The organism is Streptomyces sp. cg40 (assembly GCF_050320165.1).
GTDB lineage: Bacteria > Actinomycetota > Actinomycetes > Streptomycetales > Streptomycetaceae > Streptomyces > Streptomyces hokutonensis.
Genome location: NZ_CP190128.1, coordinates 4,132,010 through 4,147,191 on the forward strand (window position 1 = coordinate 4,132,010; position 15,182 = coordinate 4,147,191).

Below are 15,182 nucleotides of genomic sequence, written 5' to 3' on the forward strand. Positions count from 1 at the left end.
TCAGCTCTCCCACGCCGGGCGCTGGGTCTTGAACTGGCTGAAGATCTTCTCGAAGACCTCGTCGCCCGCGCCCTTCTGCTCGGCGTTGGCGCTGGCCGACATCATCTGGAGCAGCTCGCGGAACGGGAAGCCCTGGATGCGGGCGTTGAACTTCGGCGCGAACGCCTGGAGCACCTGCTCGCCGCGGTCGGTGATGCCGCCGACGCCGATCGCGTAGAGGCGGAAGCGGCGGGCCTGCTGCTCCTCGGCGAGGACGGGCAGCAGCCGGTGCCAGGAGTCGGTCATATGGCCGGTGCCGTCGGTGGGGAGGCCGTCGGTGACCAGGCAGATCTGCGGGCGGTAGTACTGGAGCCCGGAGGCGCGCAGCTCCGCCTTGCGGGCCGCGACGACATGCATGGCCAGCTCCAGCGCCTCCGTCATCAGCGTCACGCCGGACGCGGTGAAGCGGGGTGCCTGGAAGGCGTGCGCGGGCACGAAGGGGCTCACCGGGGTGTGCGGGTCGAGGAGTTGGGGCCCACGCCAGGCGCCGACGCCCCGGCCGCCGAAGGTGATCACGGCGACCTCGACGCTGTAGCTGAGGGAGACGTCGTCGTGGAGTTCGCGGGTCCACTCGGCGAGCGCGTCGTTGAGGGTCTGGATCGGCGCCCCCGCCATGGAACTCGACGTGTCGAGGCACAGCACCAGCGGCAGCCGTTGCGCGTTGTTCTCGAACTCGATGTCGGCGTACTCCGCCGGCAGCGTGGGCGGGTATTCGCTGTGCATGGGGATCTCCTGGCGGTAGTACGGGGATCACGAGCTGCCGCGCGCGTGATGCCGGGCGGCGGGCGGAAAGGCGTACAGGACGTCGGAGTCGGGTTCGCGGGCGTCGGTGACCTCGACCTGCGCGCCGGGCTCGGGCGGGGTGCGGTCGGGTTCGGCCCAGACGGCCCGGTACAGGACGTGGTCGAGTTCGACATAGCCCTGCGGGTGAAGTGCCGTACGGACGACGGCCGTTCGGGACGGGCCGGTGCGGGGGCCGACCCGGCGGCCGGGGGACGGGGGCGGTGCGGGGGCGGGCGGGACGGGCCGGAGTCTGGCGGTGGTCTCCGCGGGGTCCGGGCCGGTGTCCGCCACAGCCGTGGCTGTGACTGTGGCCGGGGCGCGGGAGCGGCGGACGGCGAGGAGGAGGGCGAGGAGCAGGAGGAGGAGTACGGCGGTCAGGGTGATGAAGAGGAGGCGCAGGTAGTCGAAGGACTTGTGCGGGCCGAGTTCGGTGACGCCCAGCTTCTTGTCGATCAGTTGGCCGCCGGTGAGCGAGGAACTCTTCAGTGCTGTGCACAAGTCGCTTGTGCAGGTCCCGAGTTGGTTGAGTGTCGCGGAGTTCAGCCGATCGATCCGGGCGTCCCGGTCGACGAGCGGGTGGCCGGCCAGGAGGAGCAGCGCGGTGCCGCCCTGGCCGGTGTGGACATCGGCCGGTACCTCCACTCGAAGATTTTTGAGGTCCCGGCGGACGGCGGCCTGGTCGACCTTCTGGCCGGTGTCGACGGCCAGCGGTTTGTCCAGCGTGACCGTGACCTCGGCCCCGTCGCCGAGCGCTTCCCGCCAACAGCCGAGGCGCGCCGGAAAGTCCTTGCCGCAGTCCGCGCCGGCGGCAGCCGCCGACCCCGCCGGAATCACCGCGATCAACAAACCGAACAGCAAGGCAGTGCACAACGTACGTCTCATGACGACCCCCCGTTGGCGCCCATAGTGGAGGCAACAGGGCCGTGGCCGAAAGGGGTTGACTGAGAATGCTCAATTCACTTCTACAGCTGGAAAACCTGATGACAACGGGTGAACATCTGTCGCGCCCGTTCCACCCAATCACTGGCCAGAACATCGAAGTCGGCCTGCGAGATCCGGCAGGTCAGCGGGAGATCGCAGACCCCGGCGAGGCACGGGCTGGGTCCGCGCACGTCCCACACCGACAGCATGGGATTCAGCTGTTCCGTGTTCCACGCGTTGGACGCGGCGGCGGCGATCGCCAATTGATCCTTGCGCAGGGAATGACCGTCGGTGACAAAAGCGACGAGAAGTCTTTTCGTGGTCATGAAACGCACGGTGAGCGTGCGCCCCGACCCCTCTAGATCGAATTGCAGGGAGAGGGAATCGACCTCGCTCTCGACGTGGTAATTCCGGCGGGCGCCCCAGGTGTGCGTCAACTGCCGCCAGGACGAGGCGATGTCGTAGTCCCGGCCGGGCGGGATCGAGGCCTCAGGCGTCGCCACGGACCACCGCCCGCGTGACCATGTCGTCGGTGAGGCCCGCGTCCAGCAGGGCCTGCGCGTGCAGCAGCAGACAGGACGGCACCGGCAGACTCGTACCGCCCCCGCGCCGGGCGGCCAGCTCGCTGCGGCGGACCTCGATCGTGCGGGCCACGGCGGGCGGCGGCCACACCGCGGTGCGCGGCTGCGCGAGCAACTCCCCGAGCAGGACGTCCAGTCGGGGCCGGTCCCCGGGTCGCTTCGCGAGGCACCGCGCCAGCAGCGGCCGTAGCCCCGCCGGTACGCCGTCCAGGTCGGGCTCGCGGTGCACCACCCGCAGGCTCACCGCCTCGCCCGAGCCGAACGGCGGGCGGCCGGTCAGCGCGTACACCAGGACACCGCCGAGGGAGAACACGTCCGTGGGCGGGCCGACCGGCGCGGCCGTCATCTGCTCCGGGGACATGAACGGCGGGGTGCCCACCACGATTCCGGCCTGGGTGAGGCTCGGGGCGCCCTCGACGCGGGAGATGCCGAAGTCGATGACACGCGGGCCGTCGGAGGCGAGCAGCACGTTCGCCGGTTTGAGGTCGCGGTGGACCAGGTTGGCCGCGTGGATGGCTTGCAGCGCCTCGACGAGGAACGCGCCGAGCCTGCGGACCTGGGCCTCGGGCAGCGGTCCGTCGCTGCGGACGGCCTCGGCGAGGGAGGGCCCGGGCACGTACATCGTGGCCAGCCAGGGGAGTTCGGCCTCGGTGTCGGCATCGACGACGGCCGCCGTGTACGCGCCGCTGACCAGCCGCGCGGCGGCGACCTCGCGGGCGAAGCGCTCGCGGAACTCCCGCTCGGCGGCGAGTTCGGGCCGTACGACCTTCACCGCCACCTCGCGGCCGGCCGGGGAACGGCCGAGATACACCCAGCCCATACCGCCGGAGCCGAGCCGCCCGGCGATCCGGTACGGCCCCACGCTCAGCGGATCACTGGCCGGAGTACGCACCCCGCTCACCTCACTTCGGGGTTCGTTGCAGGTTGTCCCGAGTGTCCCCCGAAATGCCGGTCTGGGCAGAGGTGATGGGAGAAATGGAGGCCAACGGGTGGGGGCCCGCACGCCGTTGTGCGAGCCCCTGCCCGTTGTGCCGTCACCGCGGCCGGCCGTGACGATCTGCTGGTCAGGGCACATTCGGTTGACCGGCCGCGGAGTCTTACGGGGACTAGCCCAGGCGCTGCACCAACGCGCGGTACTCGTCCCACAGTTCCTTCGGGGTGTGGTCGCCGAAGGTGTTGAGGTGGTCGGGGACCAGGGCCGCCTCCTCGCGCCACACGTCCTTGTCGACGGTGAGCAGGAAGTCGAGGTCGGCCTCGGACAGGTCCAGGCCCTTGGTGTCGAGGGCGCCCTTGGCCGGCAGGACGCCGATCGGGGTCTCGACACCCTCGGCGCGGCCGTCGAGGCGGTCCACGATCCATTTCAGGACACGGCTGTTCTCGCCGAAGCCGGGCCACACGAACTTGCCCGCGTCGTTCTTGCGGAACCAGTTCACGTAGTAGATCTTCGGCAGCTTCGCCTGGTCCTTGCCCTTGGCCACGTCGATCCAGTGGCCCATGTAGTCGCCCATGTTGTAGCCGCAGAACGGCAGCATGGCGAAGGGGTCGCGGCGCAGCTCACCGACCTTGCCCTCGGCGGCGGCGGTCTTCTCGGAGGCCACGTTGGCGCCGAGGAAGACGCCGTGGTTCCAGTCGAAGGACTCCGTCACCAGCGGTACGGCCGAGGCGCGCCGGCCGCCGAAGAGGATCGCCGAGATCGGCACTCCCTTGGGGTCCTCCCACTCGGGCGCGATGATCGGGCACTGCGAGGCGGGCACGGTGAAGCGGGCGTTGGGGTGCGCGGCGGGCGAAGTGGACTCCGGCGTCCAGGAGTTGCCCTTCCAGTCCGTGAGGTGGGCCGGGGTCTCCTCCGTCATGCCCTCCCACCAGATGTCGTTGTCGTCGGTCAACGCCACGTTGGTGAAGACGGAGTTGCCCCACAGCGTCTTCATCGCGTTGGCGTTGGTGTGCTCGCCGGTGCCGGGCGCGACGCCGAAGAAACCGGCCTCGGGGTTGATCGCGTAGAGCCGGCCGTCCTCGCCGAACCGCATCCAGGCGATGTCGTCACCGATGGTCTCCACGGTCCAGCCGGAGACGGTGGGCTCCAGCATCGCGAGGTTGGTCTTGCCGCAGGCGCTCGGGAAGGCGGCGGCCACGTACTTCGACTCCCCCTGCGGAGGCGTCAGTTTGAGGATCAGCATGTGCTCGGCGAGCCAGCCCTCGTCGCGCGCCATCACGGAGGCGATGCGCAGGGCGTAGCACTTCTTGCCGAGCAGCGCGTTGCCGCCGTAGCCGGAGCCGTAGGACCAGATCTCGCGGCTCTCGGGGAAGTGCGAGATGTACTTGGTGGAGTTGCACGGCCACGGCACGTCCGCCTCGCCCTCGGCCAGCGGTGCTCCGAGCGTGTGCACGGCACGCACGAAGAAGCCGTCGGTACCGAGTTCGTCGAGGACGGGCTGTCCCATGCGCGTCATCGTGCGCATGGAGACGGCGACGTAGGCGGAGTCGGTGATCTCCACGCCGATCGCGGAGAGGTCCGAGCCGAGGGGGCCCATGCAGAACGGGACGACGTACATCGTCCGGCCCTTCATGGAGCCGCGGAAGATGCCCTGTTCTCCCGCGAAGATCTCCCGCATTTCCGCGGGTGCCTTCCAGTGGTTGGTCGGTCCCGCGTCCTGCTCCTGCTCGGAGCAGATGAACGTCCTGTCCTCGACCCGGGCGACATCGGTCGGGTCGGAGGCGGCGTAGTAGGAGTTGGGGCGCTTGATCGGGTCGAGCTTCTGGAAGGTGCCCTTTCGGACGAGCTCCTCGCTCAGCCGCTCGTACTCGGCTTCTGATCCGTCACACCAGACCACGCTGTCCGGCTGGGTCAGTTCTGCGATCTCGTTCACCCACGAGACCAGTTCCTTGTGTTCGGTTGGGATGACGGGGGGAGCCGCGATGTCGCGCGCCACGATTGCTCCTATGGTGAGGGATTTTGTCCTTGTTGCCCCGTGGGGGCCGCGACCCGGATGCTTCAGATGGTCGATCTTGGCGCTCATCCGGTGCCGACCGCACTCATTTGATCATCCGACTCCCCTGCCCATCTGTCCAGAGGGCCTCACAGACGAGCGACGTGAGGATCGCCACGTATCGAGATGTTTTCCGTGCGTCACCGGCGCTTCACCCCGGGTACCCGCACCTCGGCTACGCATGAGAGAGTGGCCACTTCTGGACCCCATCTCGCCGCACTGACACGTAACTTACGGTTCCGTAGGTACGCTTGCGCGCATGACTGCGTCCGTCCCCGACGCGCCCACGGACACGCCGATCGCCGGCCACGGTCCCTCCGCGCTCTCAATCCCCGACCATGTGAAGCCGAAGCTGCGCGGCTGGCTGCACCTCGGCATGTTCCCGGCCGTTCTCATCTCCGGCCTGGTGCTCACCGCACTCGCCGACTCGGCCCGGGGCCGTATCGCCTGCGGGATCTTCGCCCTGACGGCCTGCCTGCTCTTCGGCGTCAGCGCGCTGTACCACCGGGGCAACTGGAGCCCGCGCATGGACGGCATCCTGCGCAGACTCGACCACGCCAACATCTTCCTGATCATCGCGGGCACGTACACGCCCCTGACGATGCTGCTGCTCCCGGGCGCCAAGGGCCAGTGGCTGCTGTGGGGCATCTGGGGCGCGGCACTGGCCGGCATCGCCTTCCGGGTCTTCTGGGTCGGCGCCCCGCGCTGGCTCTACACCCCCTGCTACATCGCGATGGGCTGGGCGGCCGTCTTCTTCCTGCCGGACTTCATGCGCACCGGCGGCATCGCCGTCCTGGTCCTGGTCATCGTCGGCGGACTGCTCTACAGCGCGGGCGGAGTGATCTACGGCATAAAGCGGCCGAACCCGTCACCGCGCTGGTTCGGTTTCCACGAGGTCTTCCACTCCCTGACGGTGGCGGCCTTCCTCGTGCACTACGTGGGGATCTCCCTGGTGGCCTACCAGCACGGGTAGCGCCTGAGACACCTCCTGTTCATGGCCACGGCTCTCAAGCCGTGGCCATTTTTCATGCGCTGAAAGCCGATCCCCATTGACATCAACCACCTTTTGACAGCTACTCTCATTTCATGGCTACTGTCACTCAATCCCAAGAGGTGCGACGCGACCCGCGCCGCTGGTGGGCCCTCGGGGCCCTGGTCGCGAGCATGCTCACGCTCGGCTTCGACACGACGATCCTCAACGTCGCCCTGCCCACCATGGCGGGCGACCTCGGCGCCACCACCGGCCAGCAGCAGTGGATGGCCGACTCCTACGTCATCGTCTTCGCGGCCCTGATGCTCCCCGCCGGCCTCCTCGGCGACCGCTTCGGACGGCGCCGGATGCTGGTCGTGGGGCTCGGCATCTTCCTCGCCGGCTCGGTGGCCGGCGTCATGGCGAACGACGTGAACTGGGTCATCGCGGCCCGCACGGTGATGGGAGTGGGCGCGGCCCTGATCACCCCGCTCGCCCTCTCCGTCCTGCCCTCGCTCTTCGGCCCCGACGAGCGCACCAAGGCCGTCGGCATCATCTCCGCGGCCTCCTCGCTCGGCCTGCCGCTCGGCCCGATCATCGGCGGCTGGCTGCTCAACCACTTCTGGTGGGGCTCGGTCTTCCTGGTCAACATCCCGATGGCCGCGATCGGCATCGCCGCCTGCGTCTTCCTGCTCCCCGAGACCCGCGACCCCGCCTCCCCCAAGGTCGACACCCTCTCCACCGCGTTCACCGCGGCCGGCCTCGGCGCCCTCATCTACGCCATCATCGAGGCGCCCAGCCGCGGTTGGGGCGACCCGCTGATCGTGGGCATGCTCATCGGATCCGCGATCCTGATCACCGCCCTGGTGCTGCGCGAGCGGCGCATGGAACGGCCCATGCTCGACATGGAACTGCTCGCCCACCGCGGCTTCCTCTTCAACACCATGGCCGCGACCCTCGTGATGTTCGTCCTGTCCGGCCTGCTGTTCGTGCTGCCGCAGTACCTCCAGGCGGTCCTCGGCAACGACGCGCTCGGCACCGGCGTCCGCCTGCTGCCCATGATGGGCGGCCTGATCGTCGCGGCCCGCGCCGCACAACCGCTCGTCGCCAGGTTCGGCTCCCGTGCGGTCGTCACGGCGGGCCTGGTGGTCCTCGCCTTCGCCGCCGTCCTCGGCAGCCGTACGACGGTCGACTCCGGCTACGGCTTCACCGCGCTGTGGCTGTCCGTCACCGGCTTCGGTTTCGGCTTCTCGATCGTCCCCGCGATGGACGGCGCCCTCGGCGCGCTCCCCCGCGACCGGGCCGGCAGCGGCTCCGGGCTCCTGATGACCATGCGCCAGGTCGGCGCCGCGATCGGCATCGCCCTGCTCGGCAGCCTGCTCGCCAGCACCTTCCGGGACCGCCTCGACGTGACCGGCCTGCCCGCGAAGGCGGCCGACACGGCCGGGGAGTCGGTCGTAGCGGCACACATCGTCGGCCAGAAGGCGGGATCCGCAGACTTGATCGCCTCGGCGAACAGCGCGTACGTCCACGGCATGGGCCTGGTCCTGCTGGTGTGCGGCGCGGCGGCCCTCGTCACCGCCCTCCTTGCGGCGGCGTTCCTGCCGAACACCCCGGTGGCGGCGACGGAGAAGGACGACGAGGACACGGGCACAGCCGTGGCCACCGCTCTGGCGGATGCCGGACAATGAACAGCATGACGGCCGCACCCTCCCCCTTCAGCCCCGCAGACCGCCCTCAACTGGGCCTCCGTGAGCGCAAGAAGATCAAGACCCGCGAAGCGATCCGCACCGCGACGTACGCGCTCGTCAAGGAGCAGGGGTACGACGCGACCACGATCGAGCAGATCGCAGAGCGCGCCGAGGTGTCGCCGTCGACCGTCTTCCGCTACTTCCCGACCAAGGAAGACATCGTCATCACGGACGAGTTCGACCCGATCATCATGGACGAACTCCGGGCCCGCCCGGCCGACGAGCCCTGGATGACCACCCTCCGCTATGTGATGCAGAAGGCCATCAAGTACGGCTTGAAGGAGGACGAGGAGACCACCCGCCTGCGCACCCACCTCATGGTCCAGGTCCCGGCGGTGCGCTCCCGCATGATGGAGAGCATGTCGGTCACCGGCGCCATGCTCTGCGAGGCCATCGCCGAGCGCACCGGCCGGGACCAGGACAGCCTGGAGGTCCGGGTCTACGCCATGTCGCTCATCGGCGGTCTGATGGAAACGTCGCTGTACTGGGCGGAGAACGGCCACCAGGAGGACTTCGCGAGCCTGGTGGACCGCACGATGGACGTGCTGGAGCACGGGCTCACCGAGTGAGTGAGCCCGTGCTCGGGCGGCACCTACCCCTTCTTCTTCACGGTCTTCAGGTCACCCTTCCCGCACGCCACCCCGTCCCTGTCCGGGTCGAGGTGGAGCGGGTCGTCCTTGCCGTTGACCTTCAGGCGGCCGTAGTCGTTCTGCCGGAGCCATGAACAGCGGGCCGCGGTGGTCGACTTGACCTCGGCCGGGAAGACCGTGGGGACACAGACGTTGATCGTGCCGTAGTGGCGGTCGCAGCCGGAGATGGTCACGGAGACCTTCTGCGAGGTCCGTTTCCTGCCGGGCTCGGTGACCTTGCCGGTCAGGGAGTCGGCGAAGGAGTGGACGTGGGCCGAGGCCGTGTCCGCCGACAGGGCCGAAGGGCCTTGCAGATGGACCCACTTGGCGACCGAGGGAACGCCGTTGGCGTCCACCGCGAAGAGCATGTACCAGCCGGGCGGCGCCAGGTTGGGGTTGCTCGTCACGTTCAGGTCGACCGTGTTGCCGTTCACGGAGAGCGGCAGGTCCACGAACCGCTGGTTCGGGTCCGAGGAGTGGGTGACCGCGGCCGGCCGGATCAACTCCGCCTTGGCGATGGGCCGGTCGACGGTGATCGTCTGGGTGTCGCCGTACTCCCACTCGTTGTCGATCACCGAAGTGATCGTCGGGCGTGTGCCCTTGAGGAGATACGGCGGGGTGTAGATCGACACGTTGTGGTTCCAGGTGCCGTTGCCCGGGTTGTCACCGGTCGACATCACCCGGCCGTCCGGCAGCAGGAACGAGGACGAGTGGTAGCCGCGGGCCTCGGGGTCGGCGGCCACCGGGTCGAACGTCGTCGTCGCCGGGTCGAAGATCGACGCCTCGTACACCGGGTTCGCCCGGTTGTGCAGCGCGCCGCCCGTCTCCAGCACCGTGCCGTCCGGGAGGATGACGGCCGATACGTACATCTTGCCCTGCGCACCGGTCTCGGCCACCGGACCGTTCCCCAAGTCGACGGTCCCCTGCGGGATTTGGGGTCCCACGGTGTACGTGGGATTCGCCGCCTTGAGGTCGATGATGTCGGTCAGCCGGTTCGCGTCCGGGTTGGAGTCGATGTTGCCGCCGCCGATGGTGAGGACCTTCTGGTCCTGCGCCGGAGGCAGCAACACGCTTGCGGACTGGTCGCGTTGGTCCTTGTTCTGGAGACCCGGGACCGACGTGATCGTGTTCGCGGAGTAGTCGTAGATCGCCGAGCCCGTGCCCGGGATGTTGTTCCCGAAGACATGGCTGCCCGTGTAGAAGAGCCGCCCGTCCTGCATCAGGACCATCGACGGGTACAGCCCCCAGTACGACCAGGTCTGGTTGACCTGCGACAACGGCAGCCACTTCTGCTGCGCGTCCGACCAGTACTCGGCCGTCACCGACCCCGTCGAGTCCTCCCGCAGCCCGCCGAAGGAGACGACGTCACCGTTGCCCAGCTCGGTCGCCGACGGGTACCAGTGCCCGTCGTTCAAGTCGTTCGTCTTGCTGTACGTCTCGGTCACCGGGTCGAAGATGTACGAGTCCTTGTACCCCTCGTACCCGTGCGAACCGTCCGCCGCCGGGAACGCCTTGTTGCCGCTCAGCACCAGCACCCGGCCGTCCTGCAACTGGATGTGCCCCGAGCAGAACATGTCCTTCGGCGTCGGAATCACCTTGTACGTCCCCGCGACCGGGTCGTACACCGCACTCGTGAACGTCCCCGCGTCGAACTGCTCCTGGCTGTTCCCGGAGCCCGCGATCAGCAGCACCTTGCCGTTGTTGAGCACGACGGAGTGCATCGAGCGGACGGGGTTCTGCGTCGGGAGCACGTCCCAACGGCCGTTCGCGCACTGCTCGGCGGTCGCCGTACAGGTCGCGGGCGGGAGCGTGTCCGGCACCTGGTCCATCGTGTAGTCGTCGGTGGTCGCGGACCCGGTGCCGTAGACCGAGACACCCCAGGTGATCCGGTCGGTACCGGCCGGGACTTCCGGCGTACGGACGCTCGCCTGGGTCCAACTGCCCTGCATCTCCAGGGTCTTGAGGTCCGTCCAGTACTGCCAGCCGGCGACCGTGTCGTGCCGGAAGAGGGTGATGTTCGCGTCCGGCGTGGTCGTCTTGTACCAGAGCCCGAGATCGTACTGCTTGCCCGCCGTCACCACCGGCGCACACCCCGTCGACTCGGTGATCAGCGCCTTCCGGTCACCGTCCACCCGCCGCGTCACGGTGACCTTCATGGCCTTGGAACCGGAGTGCGCGTCCGAAGTCGTCGTGAAATCGAAGTCGTTGTCGCCCCAGCCGGACTTCTCCCAGCAGTACGGCATCCCGTCACCGCCGTCCGTCTCCAACCCCGGGTTGAGCACGAGGTTCGCGGCCTCGGCGGACTGCGGCGAGGTCAGCAGCAGTCCGGCGGTCAGCGTTCCCACCCCCAGGAACGCGGTTCTTCTGCGGTACTTGTTCACACGCCTCTCCTTGCGGCTGTACGGCTCTCCTTGCGACGCGGGAGATAGACCAGTGCCTCGGTGCCGACGAAGCGCAGGACGAAGGTCGTGACCAGCGCGAGCGCGGTCGCCGACACGGCGCCCATGCCGAACCGGTGGACGAACACGGCGATCAGCGGGATGCGCAGCACCAGGTCGGCGTTGGCGAGCAGCGCGAAGCGGCCCGCCCGGTCCCACCAGTTGCGGTGCATCCGGCGGTCGCGGAACAACAGGTGCTCGATGAGCAGGAAGTTCCAGGCCACCCCGAGCTGGTTGGCGAGGATCTCGGCGGGGACGTAGTGCATGCCCGCTTTCGTCAGCGCCCAGAGGCCGACCAGGTTCGGCAGGAAGCCGGTGGCGCCGATCAGGCCGAAGACGAGCATGCGCGCGACCGGCGAGGCGGTGCGCAGGCCGAGCAGATGGCGCAGGAAGCGAAAGCCTTCCTTCGCGGTCGACTTGGACTCGCCGGCGAAGCGGTCCTGGAAGACGAACGGCACCTCGGTGACCGTGTGCGGGCGGCTGCGGACGGCGAGTTCGAGCAGGATCTTGTAGCCGAGCGGCTTGAGCGCCTGTGCCGTCACCGCGCTGCGGCGGATCGCGAAGAAGCCGCTCATCGGGTCGCTGATGCCCCGCAGTCTGCGCGGGAAGAGCCCCTTGGTCAGCCAGGTCGCCCCACGGGAGACGGCGATGCGGTAGCCGCCGGCCAGACCCTCGCGGCTGCCGCCCTTGATGTACCGGGAAGCGACGACGAGCCCGGCGTGCGCCCGCTCGCCGGTACCCACCAACTCCGGTACCAGGGACGGCGGATGCTGGAGATCGCCGTCCATGACGACGATCCAGTCCGACGTCGCCGCCTTGATCCCCTCGACGACCGCGCCCCCGAGCCCGCCGACCGGCTCCTCCCGGTGCAGCACGGTCACCGGGAACGGGCAGTCCCGCGCGGCCTCGAAGATCACCTCGGGGGTGTCGTCGGTGGAGTCGTCGACGAAGACGACCTCGCAGGGCAGCCGGGTCGGCACGGACTCGGTGATCCGGTGCAGCAACTCCCGTACGTTCGCCGACTCGTTGAAGGTCGGTACGACGATGGTGACGGCACCGGGCTCGGCGATTTCCGTGGCGCGTACCGCGGGCTCGCCCAACTCCCCTGGGACTGTGGACTCTTGACTCATCGCTGGGCTCCCACGGTTTCGGACCGGACCTGCCGGATCTCGATGCGGTCGTCGCCGGTGCCGAAGGTGGCGACCGGGGTGGAGTGCTCGATCGCCGCCTTGACGTTGGGCAGGTCGACCGCGTCTCGCCGTACCGTCGGGGAGGCCACCACGTAGTCGATGTCCCGCCAGCCGTCGGGCAGCGTCTTGGTGACGGCGGGGTCGAGGTCGGCCTTGTAGAACCAGATGACCCCGAGCCCGGGCCGGTACCCGGCGTGCACCAGGTCCAGCCAGAGCGCGTCGTCGACGAGGACCCGGGTGTCCTTCGGGTCCCGCACCTCGGTGGACAGCCACTTGGAGGCTGCCCGGTAGGGGGCGTTGGCGTCCGCGGTCACGGCGGTGTGGTCGCCGTCGTACCACTTCGGTACGACATAGGCGCCGGCGGCGAGGGCCAGCACGGCCGCGAGCGCGTACCGGCCCCCGGTGACGTACCGTTTCTCCCCCTCGCGCCGCCGTCTGCGCAGCACGGCGTGGGCGACCGAGGCGGTGCCTCCGGCGAGGACCAGGGCGAGGAAGGGCAGCGCGCCGATGACGTACATCGCGGGCAGATAGCCGCCCGGCCGCAGGGCCACGGCGGCGAGGATCGCCACGGTCAGCGCCGGTCCGGCGAGCGAGCGGGCGGTGACCGACCAGCGCCAGGTCACCAGGAGCAGGAGCGCCCCGGCGAGGCCGCCCAGGGGCAGGACACGGTCGTAGTACAGCCACGAGTGGAGGACACCGTGGGAGCCGGTCCCCGGGTCGAGGATGAAGCCCGAACCCGGCCTGGTCATCTGGTACTTGAGGCCGTCCCAGAGGGAGACATGGCCGCTGCCGGGCAGCAACTCGCCCTTGAGCAGGGCGAAGAGAGGGTACGCGCAGCCGATCAGGACACAGGCCGTGATGGCGCCGGTGAGCGCGAACTTCCTGGTGTCCCGGTGTCCGTGCCGCCACATGGTGACCACCAGCGCGGGCAGGACGACGACCATCGTCTCCTTGGTGAGGACCGAGGCGGCGGCTGCCAGACCGGCCCCGAAGTGGTGCCAGAGATGGCGACTCGGTGACGCGGCCAGGCAGAACGCGAGCAGCATCCACATCACGGCGATGTTGTCGAGGAAGATCTCCCGCTGGAGGATGACGGAGAGCGGGGACAGTCCGAAGAGCAGCATGGCGAGGCCGGCCGCCCAGCGCGGGAGGGACAGGCGGCGGGCCAGGACGTAGACGAGGACGGCACTGACCGCGCTGATCACCAGCATCACGAGGCGCATGGTGCCGACGGTCATCGAGTCGGGGCTGAAGTGCGCGGGGATCCAGGTGAGCAGCGCGATCTGGATCCAGCCGAGCGGCGGATGGTCGTACCAGTAGGTGTAGTGGGCGAGGCCGGTGCCCTGCTGGACGGCCCAGGCCTGGGCCAGGTAGGTGCCCTCGTCGTCGCTGAGCGTCGGGTAGTCGGCGATGTTCCAGCCCTGGACGACGAGGATCGCGGTGAGGAGCAGACCGCAGAGGAGGAGGTCGGGGCGGGAGGAACGCAGCCTTGAAAGTGGCGTCGTTCGGGTGGCCGAACCGGTTTCAGGCGCAGGCTGGCGCTGCGCGGGGACCGTGGTGGTCGCCGCGGGAAGGGTGGAGGTCACGCAGGAACGTCCTCTCGGATCACTGCGGGTTCGGTGAGGTGCGCGCCGACATGGGAGGTCAACTCCCAGTCGTTTCGGCCACGTTGCTCACGCCACACTGCGCGGATCGCGGCTCCGGCCAGGAGGACCTGGTAGAAGGGGCCGCCCACGACGAGCTTCAGATAGTGGACGGCGCGGACGCGCAGGCCGTACTGCTTGCCGAAGTCGTGCAGTCCGACGACCTCGAAGACGAAGGTGACGGCGGCGGTGACCAGCGGCAGGAAGGTGAGGAAGGCGATGCCGACCGGCACGTCCAGGAAGAGCGCGACCGCCGCGTTCAGCGGGATGATCACCCCGGAGAAGGCTTGCAGGAACGGGGTCATCAGCGTGTAGCGGGCGAGCAACCGCTGCCCGAATCCCGGGAGTTGCTTCCAGTCCTTCTTCCGGTAGACCTGAAGGAAGCCCTGGTTCCAGCGAGTTCGCTGCTTCAGCAACGACATGAGCGAGCCCGGAGTCTCCTCCCGGGTCACCATGTCGGAGTCGTAGGCGACGACGACCTTCTTGCCGACACTGGACAGCCGGACGCCCAAGTCGCAGTCCTCGGCGAGGCAGTTGGGGTCCCAGCCGTCGGCTTCCCGCAGGGTGTCGGTCCGTACGAAGACGGTGTTGCCGCCCAGCGGGATGAACCCCTTCTGCGCGTGCAGATGCAGCCGGGACCGGAACCAGAAGAAGTACTCCAGGCAGTTGCGCAGGCTGTACCAGCTGGAGTGGAAGTTGATGAGCTGGACGCCGCCCTGGACGACGTCCGCCCCCGTCGTCCGGAACGCGTGGTCGACATGGGCGAGCAGTTCCGGATGGACCTGGTCCTCGGCGTCGAAGACCCCGACGACATCGCCGCGGCAGTGCGGCAGCGCCGTGTTCATGGCCTTCGGCTTGTTCTTCTTCTCGTGCGTGTCGACGACGACGCGGACGCGCGGGTCGCGCACGGCGGCGCTGTCGGCCACCGCCGCGGTCTCGGGGTCGTCGTGCCCCACGATCACGATGATCTCGAAGTCGGTGTGCGTGGACTCCAGCAGGCGCTGGATGGTGTGGTCCAGCACGGCCTGTTCGTGCCGGGCCGGCAGCAGCAACGAGAACGAGACGTGCTCGTCCCCGTCCGGACTGCTGAAGCGGGTGGAGGCGAGCACTTCGGGCGTACGCCACGCGTGCATCTGCCACCACAGAGTGAAGGCGGCCATCCAGAACAGGGCAAGCGAAACAGCAGCGACGAATACGGACGTCAGCACAGCAGATCCCCCCAGATCCCAATCCCCCCGGCGCGACGGTGA

Annotated in this window: 12 protein-coding genes; 3 read left to right on the forward strand and 9 right to left on the reverse strand. The window is 68.9% G+C overall.

From position 1 onward, the window contains the following. The 5 genes from ACQHII_RS18110 to ACQHII_RS18130 all read right to left on the reverse strand — a co-directional run bounded on the left by ACQHII_RS18110 (position 1) and on the right by ACQHII_RS18130 (position 5,254). Complete coding sequence (locus ACQHII_RS18110) at positions 1 to 762, reverse strand: vWA domain-containing protein (protein ID WP_427920278.1); 762 nt, start codon at positions 760 to 762, stop codon at positions 1 to 3. Between the two features lie 27 nt (positions 763 to 789). Beyond that, the gene (locus tag ACQHII_RS18115; RefSeq protein ID WP_427920279.1) at positions 790 to 1,704 is read right to left on the reverse strand and encodes a hypothetical protein; all 915 of its coding nucleotides are present in this window, start codon (positions 1,702 to 1,704) and stop codon (positions 790 to 792) included. Positions 1,705 to 1,784: 80 nt separating this feature from the next. Then, the gene (locus ACQHII_RS18120; protein WP_019072807.1) at positions 1,785 to 2,246 is read right to left on the reverse strand and encodes a hypothetical protein; all 462 of its coding nucleotides are present in this window, start codon (positions 2,244 to 2,246) and stop codon (positions 1,785 to 1,787) included. Continuing rightward, positions 2,233 to 3,216: a serine/threonine-protein kinase gene (locus tag ACQHII_RS18125; RefSeq protein ID WP_427920280.1), complete on the reverse strand. Its 984-nt coding sequence runs from the start codon at positions 3,214 to 3,216 to the stop codon at positions 2,233 to 2,235. Before ACQHII_RS18125 ends, ACQHII_RS18120 begins: the two co-directional genes overlap by 14 nt. 214 nt (positions 3,217 to 3,430) lie before the next feature. Further along, entirely contained in the window at positions 3,431 to 5,254 is a 1,824-nt protein-coding gene (locus ACQHII_RS18130; RefSeq protein ID WP_427920281.1) for a phosphoenolpyruvate carboxykinase (GTP), read from the reverse strand. Positions 5,255 to 5,570: 316 nt separating this feature from the next. Here ACQHII_RS18130 and trhA point away from each other — a divergent pair, with 316 nt between their 5' ends. The 3 genes from trhA to ACQHII_RS18145 all read left to right on the forward strand — a co-directional run bounded on the left by trhA (position 5,571) and on the right by ACQHII_RS18145 (position 8,601). Continuing rightward, on the forward strand, positions 5,571 to 6,284 hold the full coding sequence (trhA, locus tag ACQHII_RS18135; RefSeq protein WP_019072809.1) for a PAQR family membrane homeostasis protein TrhA: 714 nt from the start codon (positions 5,571 to 5,573) through the stop codon (positions 6,282 to 6,284). Positions 6,285 to 6,397: 113 nt separating this feature from the next. Next, positions 6,398 to 7,972 (forward strand): DHA2 family efflux MFS transporter permease subunit, encoded by a 1,575-nt coding sequence (locus tag ACQHII_RS18140; protein WP_427920282.1) that lies wholly within the window; start codon positions 6,398 to 6,400, stop codon positions 7,970 to 7,972. Further along, entirely contained in the window at positions 7,969 to 8,601 is a 633-nt protein-coding gene (locus tag ACQHII_RS18145; protein WP_427920283.1) for a TetR/AcrR family transcriptional regulator, read from the forward strand. The genes ACQHII_RS18140 and ACQHII_RS18145 overlap by 4 nt, the downstream gene beginning before the upstream one ends. 23 nt (positions 8,602 to 8,624) lie before the next feature. Here ACQHII_RS18145 and ACQHII_RS18150 read toward each other — a convergent pair whose 3' ends face one another. Genes ACQHII_RS18150 through ACQHII_RS18165 form a run of 4 tightly spaced genes read right to left on the reverse strand, consistent with a single transcriptional unit; the run spans position 8,625 to position 15,140 of the window. Beyond that, positions 8,625 to 11,042 (reverse strand): galactose oxidase-like domain-containing protein, encoded by a 2,418-nt coding sequence (locus tag ACQHII_RS18150; protein ID WP_427920284.1) that lies wholly within the window; start codon positions 11,040 to 11,042, stop codon positions 8,625 to 8,627. Further along, a complete protein-coding gene (locus ACQHII_RS18155; protein WP_427920285.1) occupies positions 11,039 to 12,229 on the reverse strand; it encodes a glycosyltransferase in 1,191 nt (396 codons plus the stop codon). Before ACQHII_RS18155 ends, ACQHII_RS18150 begins: the two co-directional genes overlap by 4 nt. Beyond that, a complete protein-coding gene (locus tag ACQHII_RS18160; RefSeq protein ID WP_427920286.1) occupies positions 12,226 to 13,875 on the reverse strand; it encodes an ArnT family glycosyltransferase in 1,650 nt (549 codons plus the stop codon). The genes ACQHII_RS18155 and ACQHII_RS18160 overlap by 4 nt, the downstream gene beginning before the upstream one ends. Continuing rightward, positions 13,872 to 15,140: a glycosyltransferase gene (locus ACQHII_RS18165; protein ID WP_427920287.1), complete on the reverse strand. Its 1,269-nt coding sequence runs from the start codon at positions 15,138 to 15,140 to the stop codon at positions 13,872 to 13,874. The genes ACQHII_RS18160 and ACQHII_RS18165 overlap by 4 nt, the downstream gene beginning before the upstream one ends. Positions 15,141 to 15,182 lie beyond the last annotated feature (42 nt).